Origin of the sequence: Streptomyces sp. AC558_RSS880 (assembly GCF_019049255.1) — a bacterium.
Lineage (GTDB): Bacteria > Actinomycetota > Actinomycetes > Streptomycetales > Streptomycetaceae > Streptomyces.
The window spans coordinates 331,346-352,261 of sequence record NZ_JAGMUJ010000130.1 but is presented as its reverse complement, the minus strand read 5'-3'; the positions used below and the strand labels follow the sequence as shown (position 1 = coordinate 352,261).

Below are 20,916 nucleotides of genomic sequence, written 5' to 3'. Positions count from 1 at the left end.
CGTCGGTGCGGCGGGTTAGTCTGCGGGCATGACCGAGCCGACGATCAGTCAACTCCCGCCCATGCCCGACGACTGGCAGCGCGCCCTGGCCGTGGTGGCCCACCCGGACGACCTCGAGTACGGCTGCGCGGCGGCGATCGCGTCCTGGACCGACGCCGGCCGTGAGGTCTCCTACGTGCTGGCGACCCGCGGCGAGGCGGGCATCGACACCCTGGAGCCGGCGAAGTGCGGCCCGCTCAGGGAGCGGGAGCAGCGGGCGAGCGCGGCCGTGGTCGGGGTGTCGGAGGTCGGCTTCCTCGACCACGCGGACGGGGTCGTCGAGTACGGCCCCGCGCTGCGCCGGGACATCGCCGCCGCGATCCGCCGGTACCGGCCCGAGCTGGTGATCACCCTGAACCACCGGGACACCTGGGGCGGCACCTACTGGAACACCCCGGACCACGTGGCCGTCGGGCGGGCCGTGCTCGACGCGGCCGGTGACGCCGGCAACCGGTGGATCTTCCCGGAGCTGACCGAGCGGGGCCTCGAACCCTGGGACGGGGTCCGCTGGGTGGCGGTCGCCGGTTCCGACAGCCCCACGCACGCGGTGGACGCGACGGACGGGCTGGAGCGGGCGATCGCGTCGCTGCTCGAACACCGGACCTACATCGAGGCGTTGACCGACGAGGACCCGGAGGCGTACGCCCGCGGCCTGCTGACCGGTTTCGCCGAGGAGGCGGGGAAGCGGTTCGGGAACCGGCCCGCGGTCACCTTCGAGGTGTTCTCCCGGTGAGCCCCGTGGACCACGACAAGGAACTGCTGGCGGAGCGCTTCGAGGAGCACCGCGGACACCTCAAGGCGGTCGCCTACCGCATGCTCGGCTCGCTGACCGAGGCGGAGGACGCCGTCCAGGAGGCCTGGCTGAGGCTGGGCCGTACCGACACCGGCGACATCGGCAACCTCGGCGGCTGGCTGACCACCGTGACCGGCCGGATCTGCCTGGACCTGCTGCGCTCGCGCACCGCGCGCCGCGAGCAGCCGATGGACGAGACGTTCGTCCCGGACCCGGTGATCAGACCCCTCTCCCAGGTGGACCCGGAACAGGAGGCGCTGCACGCCGACTCGGTGGGCGTGGCGATGCTGGTGGTCCTGGAGACGCTGGAGCCCGACGAGCGGCTGGCGTTCGTCCTGCACGACATGTTCGCCGTGCCGTTCGACGACATCGCCCCGGTGGTGGAGCGCAGCTCGGCCGCGACCCGGCAGCTCGCCAGCCGGGCCCGGCGTCGGGTACGGGACGCGACCCCCTCCTCCGACCCCGACCTCGGCCGGCAGCGGCAGGTCCTCGAGGCGTTCATGGCCGCCGCGCGCGGCGGCGACTTCGAGGCGCTGGTCGCCGTCCTCCACCCGGACGTGGTGCTGCGGGCGGACGCGGGCGCACTGGTCCGCGGCGTGGCCGGATCCAAGATCCTCCAGGGCGCGAAGACGGTGGCCGAATCGGCGATGCTGTTCGCCCGCTACACCGCGGCGGCACGGATGGTCCTGGTCAACGACGCGTTGGGCCTGCTCAGCGTGGTGGACGGCCGCATCCAGTCGATCATGTCCGTCACCATCACCGACCACCGGATCACCGGCATGTACATCCTGGCCGACCCGGACCGCCTGGAACACCTGGAGCTCCCGAAGAACTGACCCCCCCGAAACCGCGGGCAGTCGTGCCGCTGGGGCGGCACGGGTGGGCGCGACGGCACCCCGCAAGCGCCGGGCCGCGCGACCCGCCCCCGCCCCGCACCAACGCGCCCAAGCTGAAACCCCGCCTTCAGCCCCGGCGTTCCGGCCACAGCCGCAACGCCTCCGGCATCAGCGTGAGCCGCTCGGTCACCCGCAACCGATAAGCGGGGTCGGCCCGCAGCTCATACCGGCGCAGCAGCAACCCCAGCACCAGCACCGCCTCGTGCAGCGCGAACTGCCGCCCGATACAAGCCCGCGCCCCCGTCCCGAACGGCTTGAACACGTGCGGCGGACGTCCCCGCACCGCCCCCGCGTCGAACCGCTCCGGATCGAACCGCTCCGCGTCCTCCCCCCACACCTCGGGATCCCGGTGCAGCATCGGCGTCAGCACCAGCGTCCAGGCGCCCCGCCGCATCGGATGCTCCCCGCCCAGCACCGTGTCCCGCGTCGCCTCCCGGGCGAAGGCCGGCGCGGTCGGCCACAGCCGCAGCGACTCGTCGAGCACCCGGCGCACGTAGCGCAGTTTGGCGACCTGCTCGTAGCCGGGCGCCGCCGCGTCGCCCCAGACGCGGTCCACCTCGGCGCGGGCGCGCGCCGCGACCTCGGGCTCACGGGACAGGTAGTGCAGCGCGAACGACAGCGCCCCCGACGTGGTCTCGTGACCGGCGACCAGGAAGGTGATCACCTGCCGGCGGACGTTCTCCGCCGACAGCCGCTCCCCGGTCTCCGGGTGCGCGGTCTCCAGCATCCGGTCCAACAGGTCCCCGCCCCCGCCGCCCCCGGCCCGCCGGCTCCGGACCACCTCGTCGACGATGCGGTGGAGACGCGCGATGTCGGCCGCGTTCCGTCGGCCCGCCCGGCGCAGCAGCAGCGGGCTCAGCGGCGCGGGAACGCTGTTCAGCCGCTGGGCGTAGGTGAGCGTCCCGACCATCGCCGTGACGAACGGGTGCGGACGGGACCGTTCGAAGGACCCGAAGTCGTGCCCGAACCCGGTCCGCGCGATCGTCTCCAGCGTCAGCTTGGTCATGTCCCCGGGCACGTCCACCGGCCGGCCCCCGGCCGCCGCGCGGTCCCAGTGCTCCGTCAGCCGCTCCGCCACGGCCAGCATCATCGGGTGGTAACCGGCCATGGCCTCCCGGCTGAACCCGGGGGCCAGCACGTCGTGCGCCAGCTGCCAGTTGGGCTCGTGGTTGTACGCGGTGAACAGCCCGTCGCCCGCGACCGGCCGCAGATTGGCGACGCCCAGCCCGACGTGCTTGGCGAACCGCGACTCGTCGGCCAGATCCGCCACCAGTCCCGCGCCCCAGGTGAACACGAACTCCTTGCCGAAGGCGTTCCGCCGGAAGACCGGCCCCAGCCGGCGGGCGTACTTCAGCGAGTCCTGCACGGGCGTGCGCCTGCTCGCTCCGACGACGTCGCCGAGCAGCGGCAGGCGGTACGGCGGGTGGGGGATGCGGTGCAGTTCCGGCCAGCCGTGCTCCGCGCTGCGGAACCCCTTCGGCGGTACGGCCCGTGTCGTCGTCTCCGCCATGACGCGCTCTCCTTCGACCCGGTGCGCACGTGCGACGTGTTGTACGCGAGTTCAATAAGGCGGCCTCAGTCTGGTCCGGTCGCTGAACCGGCGTCAAGTAAAGTGCGGGAATGGCCGTGAACCAGGGCGGGCGCACGCGCCGTCGGCTCAGCACCGCGGAGCGCCGGGAGCAGCTTCTGTCGGTCGGCGCGCGGCTGTTCTCGGAGAGCCCCTACGACGACGTGTGGATCGAGCGGGTCGCCGAGATCGCCGGGGTGTCGCGAGGGCTGCTCTACCACTACTTCCCGACCAAGCGGGACTTCTTCGCGGCGGTGGTGGAGCGGGAGAGCGAGCGGATGCTCCGCATGACGGCGGCGGTTCCCGGTCTCCCGGTGCGCGAGCAGCTCACGGCGGGTCTCGACGCGTATCTGGAGTACGTCGAGGCCCATGCGCACGGCTACCGCGCCTTCCACCGCGCCGACGCGGCGGGGGACCAGGCGGTGCGCCGGGTCTACCGGCGGGCCCTGGCCGCGCAGGAACGGCAGATCCTGGCCGCGCTCGCCCGGGACCCCGAGTTCGGCCCCGGCTTCGAGGTGCGGCCGGACGTCCGGCTCGCCGTGCGCGGCTGGCTGGCCTTCACCACGGCGGTCTGCCTGGAGTGGCTGCGCGACTCGGAGCCGGACCGTGAGCAGGTGCGGGACCTGTGCGCACGCGCCCTGCTGGGCGTCCTCGTGCCCTGAAAGGTCTCGTGAAGATCACGCCATCAGGTTGGCGCGCACTCCGATCTTCGATAGGTTAGGCAAGGCTTACCTAAGAGGAGGTTCGGGGATGGCTGACGACACGCACGGCTGGACGGCCGCGCCCGGTGCGGCGGAACGGGCCCGCTCGGTGCTCGCCGCCGCGTGGTCCTGCACGGTGACCGCGGAGGGCACCCGGGAGGAGCTCGTCGGCGCGCACGGCGTGACCGACGACGGCCGGGTGCTGCTGCACGTGCCCGAGGACAGCGCCCTGCTCGCCGCCGCGATCTGCGCGCCCCGCGGCGAGCCGTCCGCCGTGCTGGAGTTCGCCGACGTGGCACCCGTCCCCGTGCGCAACCGGATCCGCGCCCGGCTGTGGCTGGCCGGCTGGTTCGCCGTGCGGGACGGGCACCTCGTCCTCCAGCCCACGCGCGTGGTGCTGCGGCAGCCGTCCGGCGCCCTGGTCGTCGACGTCGAGGAGTTCGCCGCCGCCGAGCCCGACCGGCTCGCCACCGCCGAGGCCCGGCTGCTGACCCACCTCGCCGACTGCCACGCCGACGCCGTCGAGCGGCTGACCCGGCTGGTCGACCACGGCAGCCTGCACGGCGCGGTCCGCGTCCAGCCGCTCGCCGTCGACCGGCACGGACTGACCCTGCGCATCGAACGCCTCCGCGCGGACGGTGACGTACGCCTGCCGTTCCACGCGCCCGCCGACGACGTCTCCCAGCTCACCGAGCGCATGCACGTGCTGCTCGCCCAGGCGAGCGCCGCCTCCTGCCCCCGTGCGCTGCAGCGGCAGCGCACGGACGGCGACGGGTGACGCGGAGGACCCGGTCGTACGGGCGTCTCCGGCCGAGCGCGTCACTTGGAGCGGTGGGAGGCGCCACGGCGCTTTTGGCCCAGCCGCTCCCGCATCCGGGTGAGCCGCGGCAGCCGCTCGCGCTGCGCCTGTGAGTGCCGGTCCAGTTCCTCGAACAGCCGGCGCGTGCGGTGCTCGGTGTCCATCTCGTCGAGGATGCGGTTGACCTCGGTCAGCACGGCGCCGAGCAACTGCCACTGGCGCGCGTCGCGCCGGGCCTGCTCGAAGAGCAGCCGGGCCAGCTTGTCGCGGGTGGCGGCCGCCTGCCGCAGCTGGGAGGCGAGCCGTTCCTCCGCCGACTCGGCGTTCGCGCTCACGCTCGTGGTCACCAGCACCGCGAAGCTGACCACGGCGTCCGCGATCTCGGACAGCAGCTCCTCGAAGGCGGCGCCCGTCTCCGGATCGAACAGCGGCTCCGGGTCGCGCTCCTTGGCCAGGTCGGTCAGCGTGCGCGCCAGCACCCGCAGCACCACCGTGCAGATCTCCAGCGTGTCGAGGCCGGTGCGCAGCACCACCCGGTGCAGCAGGCCCTCGCGCACCCGCGGATTGAGCCGCAGGCTGTCCTCCGCCTGCCGGAGGTCCGCGTCGACCTCGGTGATGTCGTGGTCCAGGCGGCGGGCCTCGTGCAGCCGGGCCGCCGCGCGGTGCGGGGGCGTACGGCCCGCCGCCTCCTCGCCGATCCGCAGCATCAGCTGCCGCACCCGGCGCGCCAGCTCCTCGATCGACTCGCCGGCCTCCTCCACCCACACGGGCGGGGCGAGCAGGAGGTTGAACCCCATCCCGACGAGCGCTCCGATCAGCGTCTCCACGATCCGGGCCCAGGCGGTGTCCCCGTGCGTGGTCACCCCGAGCACCAGCATCGCGCTGATCGCCACCTCGGGCACGAACTCGTCCACCCGCACCAGATGGCCGACGATCAGCGACGCCAGGATGAGCAGGCCCAGACTCCACCAGGTCAGACCCACCAGGAGGCTGAAGAGGATCGCCACGACGACGCCGGTCACCACGGAGTTCACCCGGCGCATCCCGGTGGTGAGCGTGGAGTACAGGGTGACCTGGACGACGAGCAGCGCGGTCAGCGGCGCGGTGAGCGGTGCGGCCTCCGGACTCAGCCGCAGCGCGATGACGTAGGCGACCGTCGCCGCGGCGGCCGACCTCACCATCTGCACGGTCACCGGGTCCCGGTGCCGCTTCACGAACTCGAGGGCCGGCGCTGTCATCTCACGTACCACTTGCATCCTCGGACGGTTCCCCTTCCCCGGACGCAACGAACGTGTTCACCTGCGACGGCAGTCCCCCGGGGGACAGGCGGCCGGGCCTACAGCTTGTCGAGGAAGGCGAACAGGTTGCCCCGGGTGCGGGCGATCTGCTGCTCCAGGGTGAGGCTCTCCTCGAAGCGGGCACCGGTCTCCGGGACCTTCCTGCCGCGCAGATAGAGGGAGCAGGCGAGGTCGGTGCACATGTAGGCGCCGACCGAGTTGCCCTCCCGGCCGGCCGGGCCCGCCTTGCGCGCGGTCATCAGGGCGACACCGCCGCGCGGATGGGTCGTCAGGCACAGGGAGCACATGCTGCGGTGCAGAAAGCCGCGCTGAGCGGGCTGGAAGCGCATGGCCACCCCGACGAGACGGTCCTCCCGCTCGGTGACGAGATAGCTGCGGTCGGGCGCGCCGGGATCGCGCCAGCCCAGGAAGTCGAGGTCGTCCCAGGGACGCTCGCCCAGGTCGCGCGGTACGGCCAGCCGCTTGGCCTCACCCTTCGAGCAGTTGATGAACGAACCGCGGATGTCCTGCTCGGTGAGTGCTCTCATGGGGTCGTCTCCTGGCGTGCTCTTTCGAAACCTAGGGGGTCTAGGTTTCTGGGTCAGGGTAGATATCCGGCGTCGGGGGGAGCCAGCGATTTTTCCGGGGGCCGTGCTTGCCTGGGTTCCGTACGCTGTACCGCAGTCGCCGAGGGGGAGGGTGTGGACGATGGGGGATTCCTGGGAGCGGGCCCGCCGGGTGCTCGCGGGGGCGGGACTGCCGCCCGACGCGCTCGCCGGGGTGCGCCCGCTGAGCGGGGGCACCTACAACACCGTCGAGGAGCTCCTCCTCACCGACGGCGGCCGCTACGTGCTCAAGGTCCCGCCCGCGCCCGCCACCCCCGGCCTCCGGCACGAGCGGCGCCTGCTCGTCTCCGAGGCGGACTTCTGCGCCGGGGCCGCCGAGGCCGGTGTCCCCGCCCCGCGCGCCGTGTCCGTCGGAGGCGACACCTCCGTACCGTATCTGCTGATGACCGCCTGCCCGGGCGAGCCCTGGACGCAGGCGGAGCCGGCCGACGGGGAGCGGGAGGGGCTGCGCACGGAGCTCGGCCGTCAGGTGGCCCGGCTGCACCGGGTGACCGGACCGGGATTCGGCTACCCGTCCGGCGCCCTCGGCCCGCTCGCCCCCGACTGGCGGACCGCGTTCACCGCGATGACCGACGCCGTGCTCGCCGACGCCCGCGACTACGGCGCCCGGCTGCCGCGCCCCGTCGACGAGGTGGCCGCCGTGATCCGTACCGCCGCCGGGGCGCTCGACGAGGTCACGGTGCCGGCCCTCGTCCATTTCGACCTGTGGCCGGGCAACATCCTGGTGGAGCGCACGCCGGCGGGGGAGGCGCGGATCGGTGGGCTCATCGACGGGGAGCGCATGTTCTGGGGCGACCCGCTCGCCGATTTCGTCTCCCTCGCCCTGCTCGGCGACATCAGGACGGACCGGGCGTTCCTCGCCGGGTACGGGGAGGCCGGCGGCCGGGCCGTCTTCGACGCGGCGGCCCGTGCCCGCCTCGCCCTCTACCGCGCCTACCTCTACCTGATCATGCTCACCGAGACGATCCCGCGGGCGGTCGGGGACGAGCAGGAACGACGGGTTCGGGCCACCGTCGCCCCGCACCTGGAGGCAGCACTGGAGGAAGTCGGCGGCCTCTGTTAGTTCACATCATGAAATAAGGGGGAGAGGAAGTCGCGCCGAGTCGTGTCCCGGCGGTATGTTGCAGGTCGGGCAGGGTCTCGGAAGGAGCCACATGGCGGGGCGGAACGGGCGCACGGTGCGCGACCTCAGGCGGGCCAACCGCACGGCCGTGCTGCAGCGGCTGTACTTCGACGGCCCGCTGAGCCGCTTCGAGCTCGGCCCCGCGACCGGGCTCAGCTCCGGATCCGTGAGCAACGTCGTCGCGGACCTGGTCGCCGACGGCCTCGTGGAGGAGGCCGGCAGCGTCGACTCCGACGGCGGCCGTCCGCGCACCCTGCTGCGGGTGGCACCGGTCAGCGGCCACATGATCGGCGTCGACGTGGGCGAGACCCGGGTCCGCGTCGAACTGTTCGACCTGACCCTCACCGAACTCGCCCGCGCGCAGCGCCCGCTGGAGCAGCAGCGCTACGAGGTCGAGGTCATCGTCGACCACATCCGCTCCGGCATCGCCGAGGTGCTCGCCGGCGCCGGCCTCGCCCCCGAGCGGCTGCTCGGCGTCGGCATCGGCGTCCCCGGCATCGTCGAGCACACCCCCGACCGGGGCGCCGTCGTGCACGGCCAGACCATCGGCTGGGACGCCGTCCCCTTGGAGTCCCTGCTCCGCGCCGGGTCCCCGCTGCCCGAGACGGTGCCGTACTTCATCGACAACGGCGCCAAGACCCTCGGCCAGGCCGAGATGTGGTTCGGCGCCGGACGCGGCGCCCGCAACGCCCTCGTCGTCCTCTTCGGCTCCGGCGTCGGCGCTTGCCTGGTCACGCCCGAGGTGGAACACGGCCGGGCGGTCGAATGGGGGCACCTGACCGTACGGGTCAGGGGACGCCGCTGCCGCTGCGGCGCGCTCGGCTGCCTGGAGGCGTACGCGGGCGCCGAGTCGCTGCTCGCCCGGTGGCGGGAGGAGGGCGGCCGGGTGCCCGAGGGCACGGACGAGGAGACGGCGCTGACGGCGATGCTCGCCGCCGCCTACCCGGCCGACGACGGCGCCCCCGACCCCGTGGCGCTCGCCGTGCTGGAGGAGACCGCCGAGTACCTGGGCGCGGGCCTGTCCGACCTGATCAACCTCTTCCAGCCCGAGCGCATCCTCATGGGCGGCTGGGCCGGCCTCCAGCTCGGCTCCCGCTTCCTGCCGTCCGTGCACCGGCACGCCCTGTCGTACGCGCTGCGCCACCCGGCCGAGAAGGTGACGATCGAACTGGGCCGGCTCGGCCCCGACGCGGTCACCGTCGGCGCCGCGATCCTGCCGCTCGCCGACTTCTTCGCCCGCGGCGGCCGCCGCCCCGACCCGGACCCGCAGTCCCCGCCCCCCGCCTGGCACACGGCCCTTCAGGAGCGCACCCCGCGCTAGGCGCATCGCCCGGCGTACCGGGGCGGAGGGAATCCGGCCGCGTCCGACAGCCGGACCGGGGCGGTGGCGCGCACCCGCGCACGGGACCCCCGCTCGAGCGAAGCCGGGAGCGAGGGAGGGACCGGGCGTGGGAAAGCCGGCGCGACGGCCCCGCGAACCCGGTGCCGCGCAGGGCCCGTCCGCGCAAGCCGGCTACGCCGAGGACTCGTCCGGCACCGGTTGTTCCGGGTTGCCGGACGCCGAGTGCGGGGCGCCCTGCCGGCCGGTGCCGGCCTCGTCCGTGTCCGGGACGTCGGGCTCGGGCTCCCGCTGCTCGTCGGCCTTCTTCTCGCTCTCCCGTTCCGCGGCGGCGGGTGCGACCTCCCAGGGGTCCTCCCCGGGACCGGCCTGCTGGTCCGGCAGGTCGCGGGGAACACCGGCGCCGTTCTCACCGGGCCCTTCGAGGCGGTGGTCGGTCACGGCGCTCTCCTCTCGTTCGTGCGCGAGCCCTCGCGGGTACCTCCGCGAGGACCGGTCAAACCCGGTGGGACCCGGTGCTCAGCCGACCTTGCGGCCCCGCATCGGTTCCGTGTCCTCCCCGGCGCCCTGCTGCACGCCCAGCAGGAACTCCTCCACCACCTGCGTCGCCGTGTGCTCCGGCCGCCAGCCGAGCTCCACGCGCGCACGCGTGCAGTCCATCAGCGGCAGCCTCAGCACCGCGTCGAACAGATGCGGCGAGGCGGGCAGCAGGCGCAGCCCCCAGGCGGCGGCGACCGCCGAGCGGGCGGCGGTGCGCGGCAGCCGCACCCGGCGCGTCCCGAGCATCTCCCCGAGCAGCTCCGCGTCGACCGTCGGCTCCGCGGCGAGGTTGAAGGCCCCCCGCGCCTCGGCGGACAGCACGGCCAGCCGGTAGGCATGGGCCGCGTCGTCGGTGTGCAGCGCCTGCACCCGCAGTCCCGGAACGTCCGGGAGGGCGGGCAGCAGATCGGGCCGTGCCAGGGGACCCGGCAGGAAACGGCCGCCGAAGATACGGCGCTGCTCGCTCCCCGACTCCCGCTTGAAGAGGAACGCGGGCCGCATCCGTACCACCCGCGTCCCCGGGTGATCACGCTCGAACGTGTCCAGGGCCCGTTCCAGGTACGCCTTCTCCCGGCAGTACGCGGCGTCCGGCCAGCCGTGCGTCGGCCACGACTCGTCCACCGCGTGGTCCTTCGGCCCCGGTGAGTACGCCCCGACCGACGAGGCGTGCACCAGCGCCGGCACCCCCGCCTCGGCCACCGCGTCGAACACCCGCATGCTGCCGAGCACATTGGTGCGCCAGGTGGTCGCCGGATCGTGCGTCGGCTGGAACGCCCACGCCAGATGGATCACCGCGTCCGCGCCGGTGAACTCCTCGACGAGACCGGGCCGGTCCGAGGCCAGGTCCACCGCCGACCACTCGGTCTTCGGGGGCGACAGGTCGGGGATCCGCCGTGCCAGGCCCCGCACGGAGCCGACCTCCGGTTCCTGCGAGAGGACCCGCACCACGCTGGTCCCGACATTGCCGGTGGCACCCGTGACGACGACCCTCATGCCCGCTGTGCTGCTCACCTTCCCGCTCCTCTCGGCCGGCTGCTCCGCGGGCCGGCCGAGTACCCCTCAGCCGAAGGCGTGCACGCCCGTCGGCGGGCCGAGCTGTGCGCCGCTGTCGTCGCTCATGTCCGGCACACCACGAAGGGGAGCGCTCTCGAAGCCGAGCGACGCCCGGAGCGGGGCAAAAGGGAAGCCCCGACCGCGACGGGGGAATCACGGCCGGGGCGGCTCGGTGGTGGGCGCGGACGGCGGTCGCCTCTCGGCGAAAGGCTCCACAGGGCTTCAGCCGAACGATCGTCCCTGTGGGCGGATGATGAGGCCCGGGGACACTGTCCCGTCCGCACCCACGATCGGTTCAACGGAGAACCACCTCCGGGTGTTCCGCGTCCGGCCGTTTGTGGGCGTGACGTGTGTCACCGGCCCCGGGCACCGCCGTCGAGTTCGGCCCAGAGGTTCTCGGCCTGGAGCACCAGCGTGCCCAGGACGGCCGTCCGCGCGGCGCCCCGTCCGGCCTGTTCGCGCAGCCCGTCCTGGAGTTTTCCGTGCAGGTCCCGCATCACCGCCTCGGTCCGCTCGTCCAGGAGGGCGTCCACGCGCGTGCCACCGGTCGGCAGCCGGTCGGCCTCCGCGTGGCAGGCGTCGCCGATCAGCTCCAGCAGTTCCGCGTAGCAGCTCAGCACCGCGGCGTCCGGAGCGGCGGGCGTACGGTCCTCGTCGGCGGCCACCGCGAGCGTGCGGGTCAGCGCCGTGACGTGTCCGGTGACGCGGCTGAACCGCTCGTCCTCCTCCTCCGGCGGCAGCGCCGCCGTCGGCGCCCGGTACAGGGCGCGCAGGGCGCCCGAGGTCAGCCGCAGGCTCTCCCTGCTCCAGTCGCGGGCCGAGCGCAGCGCCTCCAGACGGTCCTGCAGCCGCGCCGCGGCACCGAGCCGGCCCGCGGCGGTCTGCGCGTCCCACTCGCCCCCGCGCAGATCCCCGGCGACGGCGTGCAGCACGTCACCCGCCTCGCGGGCGAGCGCCGCCAGGTTCTCCCGTACGTCCCGCAGATGGATCGGCGGCAGGACCAGCGCGTTGACGGCGATGCCGATGACCGCGCCGAGCGCCGCCTGCCCCAGCCGGTGCCCGACGGCGACCGCGCTCACCGTTCCCGTGGCGATCGTGAAGACGGCCGTGGTGGCGGCGTAGACGCCCTGGTCGCCGAAGCGCGGCCAGTTCGACAGCAGCATCAGCACCGGCACGGACAGTGCCAGGGCGCCCGTGGTGTCGCCGGTGACCGCCTGCGCCCCCGATGCCACGAGGGCTCCCACGCAGATCGCCGTGAACTGCCGCGCCGCCTGCACCAGCGAGCTGTAGACGGTGGCCTGCACCAGGACCAGTGCCACCCAGGGCGCCATCAGGGCCATCGGGTCGCCGAGCCACACCTGCGCCAGCAGCCAGGCCAGCAGCGCCGCCGCGGCGGCCTTCAGCGACTGGACGAGCAGATCCCGCTCCCGTCCCGGCCCCCGCCACGCGGCCCGCGCCGCCCGGCCGACGGACCGCACGTCCCACCGCACGGCGTCCCGCACCCGCGCCACCGGAGCCGTCCGCCCCACGGCGTCACCCTGCCCGCTCTCTTCCCGTACGCACGTCATGCCCCGCGGGTATCCCGGCCCCGGGGGACCTCATGCCAGGGGACTGTCCGGCAGCGACGCCAGCAGATGGGCCGGGTCGTCGTAGACCGCGTCCGCGCCGGCCTCCTCCAGGTCGGCGCGCGGAATGCCGCCGCACAGCACGCCCACGCAGCGCACACCGGCACGGCTGCCCGCCCGCATGTCCCACACCGTGTCACCGACGAACACCGCCCGCTCCGCGGGCACCCCGGCCAGCTCCAGGGCGTGCTCGACGGGCTCCGGCGCGGGCTTGCCCTCCGCCACGTCGTCGGCGCTCGCCGTCGCGCCGATCGCCTCGTCCGCGTCGATCGCCCGGCGCAGCGCGCTCAGCTCGGCACCGCCCGCCGAGGTGGCGAGCACCACCGTCCAGCCGTCCCGGTGCAGCCGCTCCAGCAGCCGGCCGGCGTCCGGCAGCGCGGGCAGCCGGTCGAAGTACTGCCCGTACAGCGCCTTGTGCGCCGCGCTCAGCTCGTCGTCGCGGCCGGTGTCCCGGTCCTCGCCCAGCAGATGGGCGACCAGACCGGAGGAGGGCAGCCCCACGGCCCGGTGGACGGCGTGCATCGGCACCCGGTGGCCCGCCTGCCGGAAGGCCTCCCACCAGGCCGTCACATGCAGGTGGTTGGTGTCGACCAGAGTGCCGTCGACGTCGAACACGGCCGCCCGTTCCATACGCGCTCCTTCCTCGGGAGCGGTACGGGTACCACCCCGGCCGTCCGCCACTCCGGAGGGCGCCTTCCGCTCCGGGGCCACGCCGGCGGCTCGTCCACGGACCGGGCGGTGACCACCCGGCCAGACGGCACCCGGTGCTCCGGCGCGGTGCCCGAGGACGTCGGAGCGCGGGTCGCGCCACGCGGCCGCCGTCCGGTGGGCCGTCCTCGCTCCGGGGTTCCCCGGGGCGCGTACGGCCGTACGGCGGACGCGGAGGTTGGCCCCGCGCGTGCCGGGGTACTGCGATGCCTCGCACCCGCCGTCGCCGACCAGGAGGCCCGCATGTCCGTCCCCGCCACCCCGAGCAGCAAGGTCGCCGTGATCACCGGCGCGGACTCCGGCATCGGCCGGGCCACCGCCGTACGCCTGGCCGCCGCGGGCATGGACGTGGGCATCACCTGGCACGGCGACCGCGAGGGCGCCGAGGAGACGGCGCGGGAGTGCCGGGCGCACGGGCGGCGGGCCGAGGTGGCGCACCTGGACCTCACCCGGCTGCCCGCCGCCGCGGACACCGTCGACGAGCTGTGCGACCGTCTGGGCCGTGTCGACGTGCTGGTCAACAACGCCGGCACGGGCACGATGACGCCCTTCCTGGACCTGGAGCTGTCGAAGGTGCGCGAAGTGCTCGACGTGGATCTGATCGGCCCGTTCCTGTGCGGGCAGAAGGCGGCGCGGCACATGATCCGGCAGGGCGACGGGGGCCGCATCGTCAACGTGACGTCCGTGCACGAGCACCAGCCCCGCGTGGGCGCCGCGCCGTACTGCGCCGCCAAGGGCGGCCTCGGGCTGCTCACCCAGGTGATGGCGCTGGAGCTCGCCGAGCACGGCATCACCGTCAACGCGGTCGCACCCGGCGAGATCGCCACGCCCATGACCGGCCAGGAGGACACCGACCCGCACACCGAGAGCCGCCCCGGTGTCCCTCTCGGACGGCCCGGCGACGCCCGTGAGGTCGCCGCGGTCATCGCCTTCCTCGCCGGACCCGACGCCTCCTACGTCACCGGTGCCTCCTGGAGCGTGGACGGCGGAATGCTCCGGATGGGTCCGCAGGCCGGGTCGCACCTGACGGGCGACGACTGGCGGCGGCCCTGAACGCGGGCGCGCCCGCACGCCGCGTTCGCACCGTTCGCGCTCTACCCTCGATGCATGACCGAAAGCGCGAGCCCGTACATGTCGCATCCGCGGATCATGGTGCTCGGGGTACAGCCCGGGACTCCGCCGTTCCGGATCGTGGAGATCGACGGACAGGTGGTCGGCGAGGCGAAGACCGTCACCGACGTGCTGCACGCCGCCGCCGCGTTCGGGATCACGGTCCACGACCTGGACGACCCGGACGTGGTCCGCTGGGTGGGCGGCGACAAGTTCACCTGGACCCTGCGCGGGGCCCCACGCGCGCACGAGCGGCCCTGACCCCTGGAGGAGGGACGCCTCAGGGAGTCAGGGCTTCGGGCGGCGCGCGTGCACGGCGCGGCTCAGGCGGCGGCCCACGAGCAGGTATCCGAGCAGCGCCCCGCCGGTGTTCAGGATGACGTCGTCGATGTCGAAGGCGCGTCCGGTCACCAGGGCGCCCTGCGCGAACTCCACCAGCAGCATCACGACGGCCGTCAGCACCAGCACCCGCAGGAACCCGCGCGTGCGCGGTGCGACGACCGGCGCGAGCACGCCGAAGGGCACGCCGAGCAGGATGTTGCCGCCGATCTGACGCACGGCGTCACGCAGCGCGGGCTGGTCCAGATAGGCCCGCAGCGAGCGGCCCGGACGCAGATTGGTGTGGGTCAGCGCCTCCGAGGCGGGGGAGGGGTGCAGGGTGAGCCGGGCCAGGACCGCGGCGAAGGCGACCATGAACACGAAGGCGCACAGCATCGCCAGCAACCGCGGGAGCAGCGGCAGCGGGCGCCGCCCCGGACCGTCCTTTGCGGTGCCGCGCCCGGACGGTCGCGGACGCCGGTGGAGCAGGGAGCGCGGACGTGGGACGGCGCGGGCCATTCGGTCCTCCAGTGGTCAACTTCCTTGTGTGATACGCCGGTTACCCCCGGCTGTGCGGGTCAGTCGCCGTAGCCGACCCGCACCTCCTCGAACCCCAGGGAGCGCAGCAGCCCTTCGAGCATCTCCGTGGTGTTGGTCTCGGCCCGGGCGATGAGTCCGCTCTCCTTCGCCGCGTCGCCGATGTGCCGCACGGCGAGCTTCTGGACGGCCTGTTCACTGCCCGGGTTGTCCGAGAAGAGGTCGCCGAGCCGGTCGAACAGCCCGCGCTGCTTGGACACGGCGTAGGAGCGCTCGGGGTCCAGGGCCGGCTTGTCCAGGCGGGCGTGGGGCAGCCGCAGCGTGGCGGACGTACGGTCGTCGTCGACCCGTACGTCGTCCTCGTCCAGCTTCCCGAGGTCGACGTAGGCGTCGACGGTGCCCGCGCCCACGTACAGCGTGCGGCTGCCGCGGACGGCGTCCGGCAGGAACTTCGTGTCCTTCTCCAGGTCCACCACCACCTGGAAGTTGCCCGAGGCGGCGTCGTAGCGGCTGATGTCCTGGACGGACTCCAGGAGCGCGGGTCCGGAGCGGTCCTCGGTCTCCGTGCCGAACAGGTCCTTCAGGCCCGGCAGCACGCTCAGCCGGAGCCCGGCGAACAGCACGACGAGCAGCAGCACCACCGCGCCGAGCGCCTTCACCCATCCGGGTACGCGCGTGATCGGTCCCTTCACGGGAGTCGTCATGGCGACGGCCCTCCTTCCTCCTGACCGCATGCCCCTCAGTTCCCGGGACAGACAAGGAAGTCGAGGAACGGGCGACCGCACCGGGAGCACGGAGGGGCGCACGGTGGGCGTCGGGTCGCGGCCCCGGTGGTCAGAGTGGGCCGGAGGCGGTCCCCGGCTGTTCCAGGGCCGCGTCCAGGGTCGGCCACGGCGGCAGCAGACGGGACGTGCCGGTGATCCGCAGCATGCGCAGGGTCAGCGGGTGGGTGCACACGAGGCGCAGCCGGCCGGGGCCGTCCGTGATCCGCTGCCGGGCCCGGTACAGCAGGCGCAGCCCGGAGAGGTCGAAGAACTCGACGTGGGTCAGGTCGATCACGATCCGGGCGTCCGGTTCGGCGGTCGCCATGTCCAGGTGCGGGGCGATCTCCGCGGCCGCGGCGATGTCGATCTCACCGCGGAACTCCAGCACCGTGTGTCCCCGGTCGTGGCGGACGCGCAGGTGCCGGGTCAGCGGTGCAGGTTCGTACCGCACCACGTCATCGCCTCCAGCCTGCTCCGTGCAACGGGGAGCGGACCGGTCCCAACACCGGTCCCCTCCTTGCAAGTTACCTTCGGTCGAGTGCATTTGAGCATGTTCGATTGACATATGTCTTCGAATTGCGACCGAGTTCTTTCGAACCGGTCGGTCGGTCCCGGAAGTCCTCGTCGGAGCGTGACAGAACCCTCACTTCAGGCAGCGGCCGGACTTGATCCACAGGGCTGCCGACCCGATAAGCTCCTTGCCAGCGCCGCGAGTTGACCGACATCGCGACGGGTCGCTTCGTGGTGCGTACGCATGAGGGCGGTCCCCGTCGCACACCCCCCCATTGCACACCCCCCCATGTTGCTTCGAAGGATGCAGATGGAACTCGCCACTCCGCCACCGGCGGCGCGGGCCCCTGTCGCCTGGCACGGCTGGTGGCTGATGCCGTTCGGCCTCGGCGGCGGGACGGTCGCCGCCACGTCGATGAGTTCGGACCGGATCGCCACGGCCGTCCTCGGCGCCGCCGCGACGGCCGCCTGCTCCGTGTGCGTACGGCTCATGCTCCGGTACCGGATCCGGCTGCTGCGCGCGGAGGACGCCCACCGCGCCTCGCAGGCCGAGCACACCCGGCGGTGGCAGCAGCACATGGCGGACCAGGAGCGGAGGTTCACCGCCGAACGCACCACCAGGGAGCAGGAGTTCGAGGAGCGGCTGGCCGGACAGGCCAGGACCTACGAGGCACGGCTCGCCGAGGAGACCGAGGCCCGGCGGGAGCAGCTGGCCCACCAGTTGTCCGCGGTCGCCCGCCTCGCCGACGAGCAGCTCCCGGAGGCGATCGGACGGCTGCGCGCCGGTGACGCCATCGACGACCTGCTGCCGGGCGTCAACCAGTGCGCGAAGGTCGGCGCCGCCCTCCAGACCGAACTCCGCAAGCTGCTGCGCACCGCACTGATCGGCCTGGAGGAGGAGTTCGACCGCTCCACCTCCGCCGAACAGGCCGTCATCAGCATCGGCAACCGCATCCACGTACTGACCAGCAAGCTCCGCGGCCGGCTCCACGAGATGCAGGGCGAACACGGCCGGCTGCCCGCCGTCGCCCGGGGGCTGATGGAACTCGACCAGGAGATCGGCCCCGCCGACTGCCTGGCCGCCAGCATCGGCGTCCTCGGCGGTTCCGACCGGCCCGGCAGGCAGTGGCAGGAGCCGCAGCGGCTGCTGAGCGTGGTGCGCGGCGGCATCGGCCGGATCAAGGACTTCCACCGCGTCCAACTGAGCCGGCTCCCCGAACTCGGCGTGGACGGCGGACTGGTGGACCACCTCACGCTGATCTTCGCCCATCTGCTCGACAACGCGGCACGCTACTCGCCGCCCACGGAACCCGTGGTGGTCTCCGGCCGCGAGGTCCCCAACGGCGTCGGCATCGAGATCCAGGACTCCGGCAAGGGCCTGAGCGAGGAGAAGAAGCGCGCGGCCGAACACGCCCTCGCGGGCACCGCGCCCGGGGCGGGCATCGGCGGCATCACCGAGGACGCCAACATCGGTCTGCGGGTCGTCGGCATCCTCGCCCGCCGCTACGGCATCCGCGTCACCTTCGCGGACTCCCCCTGGCTCGGCACCTCCGTGGTGGTCGTCGTACCGCACAAGTACTTCAGCCCGCTGCCCGCGACCACCGCGGCGGAGACCCCCGCCGAGCCCGGCCCGGCGTCGTCGGCCACCGTCGGACCGGCCCCGGACGAATCCGCCGAGTCCGCCGACACCACCCCCGGCGGACTGCCCCGCCGCCGCTCCAGGCGGACCGGCGCGGACGCCCCGCGGCCCGTCGCACCGGCCGGGCCGACGACGGGCGCCGCCGTGGCCGCCGTACCGCCGGACGCCTCCTTCACCGGCCTCGCCGCCTTCGCCACCGCCGGTCGCGCCGGCGACCCGGCGCCCCGGACGCCCGGCGACCGTGACACCCCCACCGGACGTGAGTCCACCGAGCACCGCACCGAAGAGAGCGACCAGACCACATGACGCAGCAGGGAACCGACGTGAGCTGGGCGCTCCGCGACCTCGTCGAGAGCATCCAGGAGATCCGCTTCGCCCTCGTGGCCTCCAGCGACGGCAAGGCCATCACCTCCTACGGGGCGGACGACCCCGACGACGTCGACCGCTTCGCGGCGGTGGTGGCCGGCCTGCAGGCCCTGGCCCAGCCGGTCGCCGAGCAGTTCCCCGCCTACGCGGGACAGCTGCGGCTGGCGATGATCGAGGTCGACGGCGGCCACCTCTTCGTGGTCCGCGCCGGCGTGGAGACCTACCTCGGCGTCCTCGCCCGGGAGGGCCTGGACCAGGGGCTGCTCGGACACCAGATGAGGGACCTCGCCCGCAGAATGGGCGAGCTCCTCGGGACCACTCCGCGCCTGGAGGAGCACTCTGGATGAGTGCTCCCCGCCGGCCGGCGGACCCGTCCGGTCTCGAGCGTTACTACGTCCTCACCGGAGGGCGCAGCGGACCGGGCGGCTCGGCGGCCGGCCTCGACGTGGCGACCCTCGTCGTCTCCCGCTCGGGCCCCGTCCCGGGCCTGCAGCACGAGCACGAGGAGATCGTCCGGCGCTGCCGTGAGCCGCTCTCGGTCGCCGAACTCGGCGCCCACCTCGGGCTGCCGTTCAACATTCTCGCGGTGCTGCTGTCGGACCTGCTGGACGCGGGCCGGGTCGAAGCCCGTGACCCCGTCCCGGCACACGTCGCCGGGCGCGGGCCCGACCTCGCGCTCCTTGAGGAGGTACTCAGTGGACTTGAAAGGCTTTGACCGACCCGGCCGGCACGGCGGCGGGGACATCCGCTCGGTGAAGGTGATGATCGCCGGCGGCTTCGGCACCGGGAAGACCACCATGGTCCGCTCGGTGAGCGACATCAGGCCGCTCACCACCGAGGAGACGCTCACCCAGGCCAGCGCCGGCGTCGACGACCTCATCGGGGTCGCCGACAAGTCGCAGACCACCGTCAGCCTGGACTTCGGCAAGATCGGCCTCAACGACAGCCTGGTGCTGTACCTGTTCGGCACGCCCGGACAGGAGCGGTTCTGGTTCCTGTGGAACGGGCTCTTCAAGGGGGCGCTCGGCGCGGTCGTCCTGGTGGACACCCGGCGGCTGGCCTCCAGCTTCCGGGCGATCGAGGAGATGGAGCGGCAGAAGGTGCCGTTCGTCATCGCCCTCAACGTCTTCCCCGACTCCAAGGACTTCCCGGTCGAGGAGATACGGGACGCCCTGGACATCCCCGCGCACATCCCGGTGGTGTCCTTCGACGCCCGTGACCGTGCCTCCAGCCGTGACGTGCTGGTCGCCCTGATCCGGCACCTGAAGGAACGCTCGGTCGTCGCCGGGGAGTCCCGATGAACGACCCGGACACCCCCCGCGGCTGCCCCGTCGCCCACCACGGCGCGGAGCCCGTCCGGCTGTACGGGCCGGAGGCGGCCACCGACCCGGCCGGCGTCTACGAACGGCTGCGCAAGGAGCACGGCCCGGTGGCGCCCGTGCTCCTGGAGGGCGAGGTGCCGGCCTGGCTGGTGCTCGGCTACCGGGACGCCCGCCGGGTGCTGGACAACCCACGCCAGTTCACCCGGGACGCCCGCATCTGGCGGGACCGGATCGACGGCCGCGTCGACGAGAACTCACCGCTGATCCCGATGCTCGGCTGGCGTCCCGACTGCGTCTCCCAGGACGGCGAACCGCACCGCAGGCTCCGCGCGGCCGTCACCGACGCCCTCCAGGCGGCGGCCGGCCGCGGCATCCGCCGGCACGCCACGCACTACGCCAACAAACAGATCGACGCGTTCGCGGACACCGGACGCGCCGACCTGGTGCACGACTACGCCGATTACCTGCCGATGCTGGTGCTCAGCCGCCTGCTGGGGCTGCCCGAGGCGGAGGGGCGCGACCTGGTCGAGTCCTGCGCACAGGTCCTGGGGGGCGGCGAGGACGCCGTCGCCCACGACGCGCGCATCCAGGAGATCCTCGGCGAACTCGTCGTGCGCAAACGCTCCGAGCCCGGCAGCGATCTCGCCACCGCCCTGCTGGAGCACCGCGCAGGGCTCGACGAGGACGAGGTCGTCAGCCATCTGCGTCTGGTGCTGATCGCCGCGCACACCACCACCAGCAATCTGCTGGCCCGGGTGCTGCAACTGGTCCTCAGCGACACCTCGCGGCTCTCCGGGCTGATCAGCGGCCGGCTGAACGTCTCCGAGATCGTGGAGGAGGTCATGTGGGACAGCCCGCCGCTGGCCGTCCTGCCGGGCCGCTTCGCCGCGAGCGACCTGGAGCTCGGTGGTCACCGCGTCCAGGAGGGCGACCTGCTGGTGCTGGGGCTCGCCGCGGGCAACCGGGACCCCGAGATCCGTCCGGACGCCGGGGTGTCCGTCCAGGGCAACCAGGCACACCTGGCGTTCAGTTCGGGTCCGCACGAGTGCCCCGGACAGAACATCGGACAGTCCCTCGTCGAGATCGCCGTCGACGTCCTGCTGCACCGGCTGCCCGGACTGCGGCTGGCGGTGGAACCGGAGGAGCTCAGCTCGACCGCCTCCACCTGGGAGTCCCGGCTGGACGCCCTGCCCGTCGAGTTCGGCGGGTGACGTCGCTGCCCGTCGAGTTCGGCGGGTGACGTCGCCGCCCGGCCCCGGTGGCC

The 20,916-nt window shown here is 73.5% G+C and carries 23 protein-coding genes; 13 read left to right on the top strand and 10 right to left on the bottom strand.

The window, feature by feature from the left end; all coding sequences use genetic code 11:
- The first annotated feature begins 28 nt into the window (after positions 1-28).
- A complete protein-coding gene (locus KUM38_RS31225) occupies positions 29-772 on the top strand; it encodes a PIG-L deacetylase family protein (protein ID WP_217134324.1) in 744 nt (247 codons plus the stop codon).
- A complete protein-coding gene (gene sigJ / locus KUM38_RS31220; protein WP_217134322.1) occupies positions 769-1,668 on the top strand; it encodes an RNA polymerase sigma factor SigJ in 900 nt (299 codons plus the stop codon). The genes KUM38_RS31225 and sigJ overlap by 4 nt, the downstream gene beginning before the upstream one ends.
- A gap of 127 nt (positions 1,669-1,795) precedes the next feature.
- On the opposite strand, the gene KUM38_RS31215 is transcribed toward sigJ, so the two are convergent.
- The gene (locus KUM38_RS31215) at positions 1,796-3,238 is read right to left on the bottom strand and encodes a cytochrome P450 (RefSeq protein ID WP_217134320.1); all 1,443 of its coding nucleotides are present in this window, start codon (positions 3,236-3,238) and stop codon (positions 1,796-1,798) included.
- A 110-nt stretch (positions 3,239-3,348) separates the two neighbouring features.
- Between KUM38_RS31215 and KUM38_RS31210 the strand changes: the two genes are divergently transcribed.
- On the top strand, positions 3,349-3,957 hold the full coding sequence (locus tag KUM38_RS31210) for a TetR/AcrR family transcriptional regulator (protein ID WP_217134318.1): 609 nt from the start codon (positions 3,349-3,351) through the stop codon (positions 3,955-3,957).
- An 88-nt stretch (positions 3,958-4,045) separates the two neighbouring features.
- Entirely contained in the window at positions 4,046-4,774 is a 729-nt protein-coding gene (locus KUM38_RS31205; RefSeq protein WP_217134317.1) for a DUF2470 domain-containing protein, read from the top strand.
- A gap of 41 nt (positions 4,775-4,815) precedes the next feature.
- Here KUM38_RS31205 and KUM38_RS31200 read toward each other — a convergent pair whose 3' ends face one another.
- The gene (locus KUM38_RS31200) at positions 4,816-6,051 is read right to left on the bottom strand and encodes an aromatic acid exporter family protein (protein ID WP_217134316.1); all 1,236 of its coding nucleotides are present in this window, start codon (positions 6,049-6,051) and stop codon (positions 4,816-4,818) included.
- Positions 6,052-6,131: 80 nt separating this feature from the next.
- Positions 6,132-6,620 carry an FBP domain-containing protein gene (locus KUM38_RS31195; RefSeq protein ID WP_217134315.1) on the bottom strand — a complete coding sequence of 163 codons (489 nt, stop codon included), beginning with the start codon at positions 6,618-6,620 and terminating at the stop codon, positions 6,132-6,134.
- A gap of 160 nt (positions 6,621-6,780) precedes the next feature.
- Between KUM38_RS31195 and KUM38_RS31190 the strand changes: the two genes are divergently transcribed.
- Both KUM38_RS31190 and KUM38_RS31185 read left to right on the top strand, forming a co-directional pair.
- Positions 6,781-7,761 carry a phosphotransferase family protein gene (locus tag KUM38_RS31190; RefSeq protein ID WP_217134314.1) on the top strand — a complete coding sequence of 327 codons (981 nt, stop codon included), beginning with the start codon at positions 6,781-6,783 and terminating at the stop codon, positions 7,759-7,761.
- Between the two features lie 91 nt (positions 7,762-7,852).
- On the top strand, positions 7,853-9,142 hold the full coding sequence (locus tag KUM38_RS31185) for an ROK family transcriptional regulator (protein WP_217134313.1): 1,290 nt from the start codon (positions 7,853-7,855) through the stop codon (positions 9,140-9,142).
- A 192-nt stretch (positions 9,143-9,334) separates the two neighbouring features.
- On the opposite strand, the gene KUM38_RS31180 is transcribed toward KUM38_RS31185, so the two are convergent.
- The 4 genes from KUM38_RS31180 to KUM38_RS31165 form a co-directional block, all read right to left on the bottom strand.
- On the bottom strand, positions 9,335-9,601 hold the full coding sequence (locus KUM38_RS31180) for a hypothetical protein (RefSeq protein WP_217134312.1): 267 nt from the start codon (positions 9,599-9,601) through the stop codon (positions 9,335-9,337).
- Positions 9,602-9,679: 78 nt separating this feature from the next.
- Entirely contained in the window at positions 9,680-10,711 is a 1,032-nt protein-coding gene (locus tag KUM38_RS31175) for an SDR family oxidoreductase (protein WP_217134310.1), read from the bottom strand.
- A 395-nt stretch (positions 10,712-11,106) separates the two neighbouring features.
- The gene (locus KUM38_RS31170) at positions 11,107-12,321 is read right to left on the bottom strand and encodes an aromatic acid exporter family protein (RefSeq protein ID WP_217134308.1); all 1,215 of its coding nucleotides are present in this window, start codon (positions 12,319-12,321) and stop codon (positions 11,107-11,109) included.
- Positions 12,322-12,351: 30 nt separating this feature from the next.
- Entirely contained in the window at positions 12,352-13,008 is a 657-nt protein-coding gene (locus tag KUM38_RS31165) for an HAD family hydrolase (protein ID WP_217134306.1), read from the bottom strand.
- 321 nt (positions 13,009-13,329) lie between these two features.
- On the opposite strand from KUM38_RS31165, the gene KUM38_RS31160 reads away from it, so the two are divergent.
- Complete coding sequence (locus KUM38_RS31160; RefSeq protein WP_217134305.1) at positions 13,330-14,139, top strand: SDR family oxidoreductase; 810 nt, start codon at positions 13,330-13,332, stop codon at positions 14,137-14,139.
- Between the two features lie 54 nt (positions 14,140-14,193).
- On the top strand, positions 14,194-14,457 hold the full coding sequence (locus KUM38_RS31155; protein ID WP_217134303.1) for a hypothetical protein: 264 nt from the start codon (positions 14,194-14,196) through the stop codon (positions 14,455-14,457).
- Positions 14,458-14,484: 27 nt separating this feature from the next.
- On the opposite strand, the gene KUM38_RS31150 is transcribed toward KUM38_RS31155, so the two are convergent.
- From KUM38_RS31150 to KUM38_RS31140, 3 genes are all read right to left on the bottom strand, one after another.
- Positions 14,485-15,033 (bottom strand): VanZ family protein, encoded by a 549-nt coding sequence (locus tag KUM38_RS31150; RefSeq protein WP_217134301.1) that lies wholly within the window; start codon positions 15,031-15,033, stop codon positions 14,485-14,487.
- A 59-nt stretch (positions 15,034-15,092) separates the two neighbouring features.
- Complete coding sequence (locus tag KUM38_RS31145) at positions 15,093-15,755, bottom strand: DUF4230 domain-containing protein (RefSeq protein ID WP_217134299.1); 663 nt, start codon at positions 15,753-15,755, stop codon at positions 15,093-15,095.
- Between the two features lie 130 nt (positions 15,756-15,885).
- A complete protein-coding gene (locus tag KUM38_RS31140) occupies positions 15,886-16,266 on the bottom strand; it encodes an anti-sigma factor antagonist (protein ID WP_217134488.1) in 381 nt (126 codons plus the stop codon).
- Positions 16,267-16,635: 369 nt separating this feature from the next.
- Here KUM38_RS31140 and KUM38_RS31135 point away from each other — a divergent pair, with 369 nt between their 5' ends.
- Genes KUM38_RS31135 through KUM38_RS31115 form a run of 5 tightly spaced genes read left to right on the top strand, consistent with a single transcriptional unit; the run spans position 16,636 to position 20,863 of the window.
- Positions 16,636-18,270, top strand: a complete 1,635-nt coding sequence (locus KUM38_RS31135) for an ATP-binding protein (RefSeq protein WP_217134298.1) — start codon at positions 16,636-16,638, stop codon at positions 18,268-18,270.
- Positions 18,267-18,677: a roadblock/LC7 domain-containing protein gene (locus tag KUM38_RS31130; protein WP_030821389.1), complete on the top strand. Its 411-nt coding sequence runs from the start codon at positions 18,267-18,269 to the stop codon at positions 18,675-18,677. The genes KUM38_RS31135 and KUM38_RS31130 overlap by 4 nt, the downstream gene beginning before the upstream one ends.
- Entirely contained in the window at positions 18,674-19,045 is a 372-nt protein-coding gene (locus KUM38_RS31125) for a DUF742 domain-containing protein (RefSeq protein ID WP_217134296.1), read from the top strand. Before KUM38_RS31130 ends, KUM38_RS31125 begins: the two co-directional genes overlap by 4 nt.
- Positions 19,026-19,631: an ATP/GTP-binding protein gene (locus KUM38_RS31120; protein WP_217134294.1), complete on the top strand. Its 606-nt coding sequence runs from the start codon at positions 19,026-19,028 to the stop codon at positions 19,629-19,631. Before KUM38_RS31125 ends, KUM38_RS31120 begins: the two co-directional genes overlap by 20 nt.
- On the top strand, positions 19,628-20,863 hold the full coding sequence (locus KUM38_RS31115) for a cytochrome P450 (RefSeq protein WP_217134292.1): 1,236 nt from the start codon (positions 19,628-19,630) through the stop codon (positions 20,861-20,863). Before KUM38_RS31120 ends, KUM38_RS31115 begins: the two co-directional genes overlap by 4 nt.
- The last annotated feature ends 53 nt before the right edge of the window (positions 20,864-20,916 follow it).

Coding starts and splice junctions, on each gene's coding strand:
- KUM38_RS31225 (WP_217134324.1), top strand. CDS start 29: ATGACCGAGCCGACGATCAGTCAACTCCCGCCCATGCCCGACGACTGG.
- KUM38_RS31215 (WP_217134320.1), bottom strand. CDS start 3,238: ATGGCGGAGACGACGACACGGGCCGTACCGCCGAAGGGGTTCCGCAGC.
- KUM38_RS31210 (WP_217134318.1), top strand. CDS start 3,349: ATGGCCGTGAACCAGGGCGGGCGCACGCGCCGTCGGCTCAGCACCGCG.
- KUM38_RS31205 (WP_217134317.1), top strand. CDS start 4,046: ATGGCTGACGACACGCACGGCTGGACGGCCGCGCCCGGTGCGGCGGAA.
- KUM38_RS31200 (WP_217134316.1), bottom strand. CDS start 6,051: ATGCAAGTGGTACGTGAGATGACAGCGCCGGCCCTCGAGTTCGTGAAG.
- KUM38_RS31195 (WP_217134315.1), bottom strand. CDS start 6,620: ATGAGAGCACTCACCGAGCAGGACATCCGCGGTTCGTTCATCAACTGC.
- KUM38_RS31190 (WP_217134314.1), top strand. CDS start 6,781: ATGGGGGATTCCTGGGAGCGGGCCCGCCGGGTGCTCGCGGGGGCGGGA.
- KUM38_RS31185 (WP_217134313.1), top strand. CDS start 7,853: ATGGCGGGGCGGAACGGGCGCACGGTGCGCGACCTCAGGCGGGCCAAC.
- KUM38_RS31170 (WP_217134308.1), bottom strand. CDS start 12,321: ATGACGTGCGTACGGGAAGAGAGCGGGCAGGGTGACGCCGTGGGGCGG.
- KUM38_RS31165 (WP_217134306.1), bottom strand. CDS start 13,008: ATGGAACGGGCGGCCGTGTTCGACGTCGACGGCACTCTGGTCGACACC.
- KUM38_RS31160 (WP_217134305.1), top strand. CDS start 13,330: ATGTCCGTCCCCGCCACCCCGAGCAGCAAGGTCGCCGTGATCACCGGC.
- KUM38_RS31155 (WP_217134303.1), top strand. CDS start 14,194: ATGACCGAAAGCGCGAGCCCGTACATGTCGCATCCGCGGATCATGGTG.
- KUM38_RS31150 (WP_217134301.1), bottom strand. CDS start 15,033: ATGGCCCGCGCCGTCCCACGTCCGCGCTCCCTGCTCCACCGGCGTCCG.
- KUM38_RS31145 (WP_217134299.1), bottom strand. CDS start 15,755: ATGACGACTCCCGTGAAGGGACCGATCACGCGCGTACCCGGATGGGTG.
- KUM38_RS31135 (WP_217134298.1), top strand. CDS start 16,636: ATGGAACTCGCCACTCCGCCACCGGCGGCGCGGGCCCCTGTCGCCTGG.
- KUM38_RS31130 (WP_030821389.1), top strand. CDS start 18,267: ATGACGCAGCAGGGAACCGACGTGAGCTGGGCGCTCCGCGACCTCGTC.
- KUM38_RS31125 (WP_217134296.1), top strand. CDS start 18,674: ATGAGTGCTCCCCGCCGGCCGGCGGACCCGTCCGGTCTCGAGCGTTAC.
- KUM38_RS31115 (WP_217134292.1), top strand. CDS start 19,628: ATGAACGACCCGGACACCCCCCGCGGCTGCCCCGTCGCCCACCACGGC.